The sequence below is a fragment of the Sulfitobacter sp. genome, assembly GCF_041552635.1.
In the GTDB taxonomy this organism is placed as follows: domain Bacteria; phylum Pseudomonadota; class Alphaproteobacteria; order Rhodobacterales; family Rhodobacteraceae; genus Sulfitobacter.
The window spans coordinates 1-3931 of the sequence record NZ_JBFEKM010000259.1; the positions used below are offsets into that span (position 1 = coordinate 1).

At 59.0% G+C, this 3931-nt stretch carries 3 protein-coding genes and 1 riboswitch; all 3 genes read left to right on the forward strand.

Annotated features, from left to right (window positions below; translation table 11 throughout):
- Positions 1-873 (forward strand): threonine-phosphate decarboxylase (locus ABYT07_RS19575; RefSeq protein WP_372993694.1); only part of this gene is annotated, 873 nt, incomplete at its 5' end.
- 49 nt (positions 874-922) lie between these two features.
- Positions 923-1134: riboswitch (cobalamin riboswitch) on the forward strand.
- Between the two features lie 136 nt (positions 1135-1270).
- Positions 1271-3070, forward strand: coding sequence for a TonB-dependent receptor plug domain-containing protein (locus ABYT07_RS19580; protein ID WP_372993695.1), 1800 nt, complete (start codon positions 1271-1273; stop codon positions 3068-3070).
- Positions 3045-3908, forward strand: coding sequence for an ABC transporter substrate-binding protein (locus tag ABYT07_RS19585; protein ID WP_372993696.1), 864 nt, complete (start codon positions 3045-3047; stop codon positions 3906-3908). The genes ABYT07_RS19580 and ABYT07_RS19585 overlap by 26 nt, the downstream gene beginning before the upstream one ends.
- Positions 3909-3931 lie beyond the last annotated feature (23 nt).

Genomic DNA, 3931 nt, shown 5'->3' on the forward strand with positions numbered 1-3931 from the left:
TATCCAGTGGGCCAAGTCCCTGAGGCGGCCTGGTCAAGGTTGCCTGACCGCGAGGGTTTGCGCGCCCTTGAGCGTGCGGCGCAGTCTGCCTACGGGACGACGCTAGATGCTGTTGCTGTGGCGGGCGCGCAAGCGGCGATCCAGCTGGTGCCCCGTTTGATGCCGGCAGGGCAGGCGGCTGTTTTGGCCCCAACCTATAATGAACACGCCGCGACGCTGCGATCTGCGGGCTGGCAGGTCCGCGAGGCTGCGACCCTTGATGCGCTAGAGGGCAGTGGCATTGCGGTGGTCGTGAACCCCAATAATCCCGACGGAAAGTCCTATGCGCCGGATGCGTTGGCGGCGCTGGCCGAAAAGGTCGGCATCTTGATTGTCGATGAAAGCTTTATTGACCCCGCACCACATCTTTCAGTGACCACTTGTTCACACGGCGTACCTGAAAATGTGATTGTTCTGCGGTCCTTTGGCAAATTCTACGGTCTGGCCGGTCTGCGCCTTGGTTTTGTGCTGGCGGCACCTGCGCTGGCTGGGCAGGTGCGTGATATGGTCGGCCCGTGGCCTGTGTCCGGCATGGCTATCGACGTGGCGGCACGGGCTTTGGGGGATGCGCAATGGGCGCAACAGACACGGGAAAACCTGCTGCGCGACACGGCCCGGCTGGATGATCTGGCACGGGGCGCGGGCTGGGACCTTGTCGGGGGCACGCCGTTGTTTCGGACATATGCCACGCCCGATGCGGCCAAGGTTCAACGACACATCGCGACGCACCGGATCTGGACACGGATTTTCCCCTATTCTCAAAAATGGATACGGCTGGGACTTCCTGCCCAGGAAAATGACTGGTCACGGCTGAGTATTGCACTTCGTCCATGATAGGTTAATTTTCTGTGTTGGGCCTATTGACACAAATCGCAGCCGATGATCTTTAACCGTTGTTCTTGGTCCATTAGCCCGCTGTTTTGGGTGTCTGGTTAAAAGGGAACGTGGTGACTTGGAAACAGGAACTCCACGACTGCCCCCGCAACTGTGAGCGGCGAGCGAAGCTGAATATGCCACTGCCGGATTTCCGGTTGGGAAGGCCAGCCAAGCGTCGACCCGTAAGTCAGGAGACCTGCCAAGAGTGAACACCCGGTTCGGGCGCGGGGCGCACCAGGACGGCGGAAGTTTCCGCAGAGGTGTCGTTCACCATCTGCGGGCGGCTTATCCCCACCCCAGGTAAAAACTGTGTTTTGACCGGTTAATGACCGGGACTCTGGCTTGGAATATCCATATGAAAAATACCCTGATGCGGACGTTGCTATGTTCTGCCGCCTTTTCGCCATCGCTGGCGCAAGCGCAATCCGAAACCACGTTCGATCTTGCGCCGATCCTTGTTTACGGTGGCCTTTTGCCAACCACACTAGAGGCGACCGGTGCGACGATCGAAGTGCTGGACAGCGAAGACCTTAAGGAAGGCGGGGCCAGTGTGGCCGATGCGCTTGCTGTTTTACCCGGCGTATCGCTCAGCGCGAATGGCGGGCTGGGCACGCGGTCTTCGATCCGTGTCAGGGGTCTTGATGGGACCTATCTTGGGGTGCGCGTTGACGGAATCGAAGTCACGGACCCGTCAAGCACGCAGACCAGCTTTAACTTTGGCACGCTGACCTCGGGCACGCTGGACCGTGTCACCCTGATCAAGGGGACACAATCCGCGCTTTACGGGTCTGATGCGATTGCGGGTGTGATCGACATCCAGACATGGCGGCCAACACGCGACGGCGCATCGGGCCGCACAACGCTGGAATACGGCAGCTATAACACGCGCACGGCAACCAGCAGCGTCGGGTTTCGGGACGACCGGATCGAGCTTGCCTTTAGCCTGAGCCGCGTAGCCACAGATGGTTTCTCGGCACGTTCGTCAGATACCGAAGACGACGGTTTCGACCAAAGCTCGGCCAATGTATTTGCAGCTTACCAACTGACAGACGCGGTGCGGGTCGGGGTTGCAGGGCTGTGGTCTGACGGCACGTCGGACTTTGACCGCTCATCCAGCAATTCGACCGGCAGCACCGAAGAGGTCCGGTCGGGGTTGCGTGTGTTTACCGAAGTATCCCAAGGCGCATGGGAGCATGAATTCTCGGTCTCCGGTTTCCGGAGCGACCGGTTTGACGCGGATGGATTTACCAAAGAGTTTATCGGAGAGCGGCTGAAGGCCGAGTATGTGGGGCAGGTCGAACTGACGTCTGCAACGGCCCTTGCCTTTGGCATCGACTGGACCGAAGAGCGCGCATCGCTGGATGGCACGGAATTCGAGGCGTCGAATACGGCGGCATTCGCTGAAATCAAACATGCGCCCCGCGACGATCTGGAGCTGTCGGCCAACCTGCGCTACGATGACTTCTCGGATTTTGACGGCCAATTTTCCGGACGCGCGGCGCTGGCGTGGACTGCCACGGACGCGACAACTGTTCGGACGTCTTTCGGCACCGGCTACCGGGCACCGTCGCTTTATGAGCGGTTCGGCCCCTATTCGGGCCCTGATCTGGCCCCCGAAACCAGCCGCAGTTTTGATCTTGGCGTCGAACACCGGATTGGCGAAACCGCAATACTGCGCGCGACGGCGTTCTATATCGAAATCGACAACTTGATCCAGTATAGCACGGCCACATCCAGCTATGCGCAGGTGCCCGGCACGACAGCATCCAAAGGGCTTGAGCTGTCGGGGAGCTACAGTTTTTCCGACCGGCTCAGCTTTACCGGAAACTATACCTATACGCTTGCCAAGAACGACGGTGTGCGGCTGGCGCGTGTCCCGCGTCACGAACTGTCTATGGCCGCAGATTTCGACGTGACCGACAGGCTGTCGTCGACACTGCGCGTCACTCATGTTGCTGACGTGCTCGACGGGTTTGGCACGCTGACGCCGCTTGCCGACTATACCGTGGTTGATCTTTCGGCGCAGTATGACCTGACCGACCGGACCAATGCCTATGTGTCACTGCGCAACTTGACGGATGAAACATACGAAACGGTCCGGGGCTACAACACGTCGGGAAGGGCGCTTTATGTCGGTATTCAGGCCGATTTCTGATCTTGCACAGCTGATATTGCTGGTGGGAAGTCTGTCGGTTGGGCCGCTTGCGGTCCAAGCGGCAGACCTTCCGCGGGTGGTGTCGATGAATTTGTGTACGGATCAATTGGTGCTGTTGCTGGCCGAGCCTGAACAGATCGTGTCGCTGAGCCGCTTGGCAACTGATGCCAGATCGTCATCACTGGCAAAGCAGGCCAAAGCATATCCGCAGAATTCTGGCGGGGCCGAGGAAATATTCCTGTCCGCGCCAGACATCTTGTTGGCGGGCACCTATTCCGACAAGACGACGCTGGCGATCTTGCGCGGGCTTGGGTTGCGGGTAGAGCAGTTTCCAATCACCAGCGCGCTTGATCAAATTCCTCAGCAGATCAGGCAGATGGGTGAGATACTGCAACAGCAAAGCAAAGCGGACGCACGGGCGGCTGAGGTCGAGACCTATCTTGCCAATGTTGCCGTACCCGACAGCACGGCCCCTGTGGCCGCCTTTTATTACCCCAACGGATATTCCCTTGGGGCCAATACCTTGGGGCACGATATCATTACCGCCGCTGGCTTTCGAAATCTTACCAAAGAACTGGGGATGACGGGCAGCGGCACTCTGGATCTTGAGCAGTTGGTGGTGCAAGCCCCTGATGTTCTGATCGCGTCCCCGCGCTATCCGGGCGGGTCCCGGTCCGAAGAGATCATGTTCCACCCCGCCATCGCCCATTATGCGCGCGACAAAAAGCTAATTTACAGTTCGGCAGACTGGGTCTGCGGTACCCCGATCACATTGCGTGCGGTCAAGGATGTCATCCGCGCACGCGACGCCATCATTCATCAGGAGAAAAACCAATGACGACCGATCCGACGCCGGAAGAA

Excerpts from the sequence above, each read along its gene's own strand:
- ABYT07_RS19580 (WP_372993695.1), top strand. The coding sequence starts at position 1,271 with ATGAAAAATACCCTGATGCGGACGTTGCTATGTTCTGCCGCCTTTTCG.
- ABYT07_RS19585 (WP_372993696.1), top strand. The coding sequence starts at position 3,045 with ATGTCGGTATTCAGGCCGATTTCTGATCTTGCACAGCTGATATTGCTG.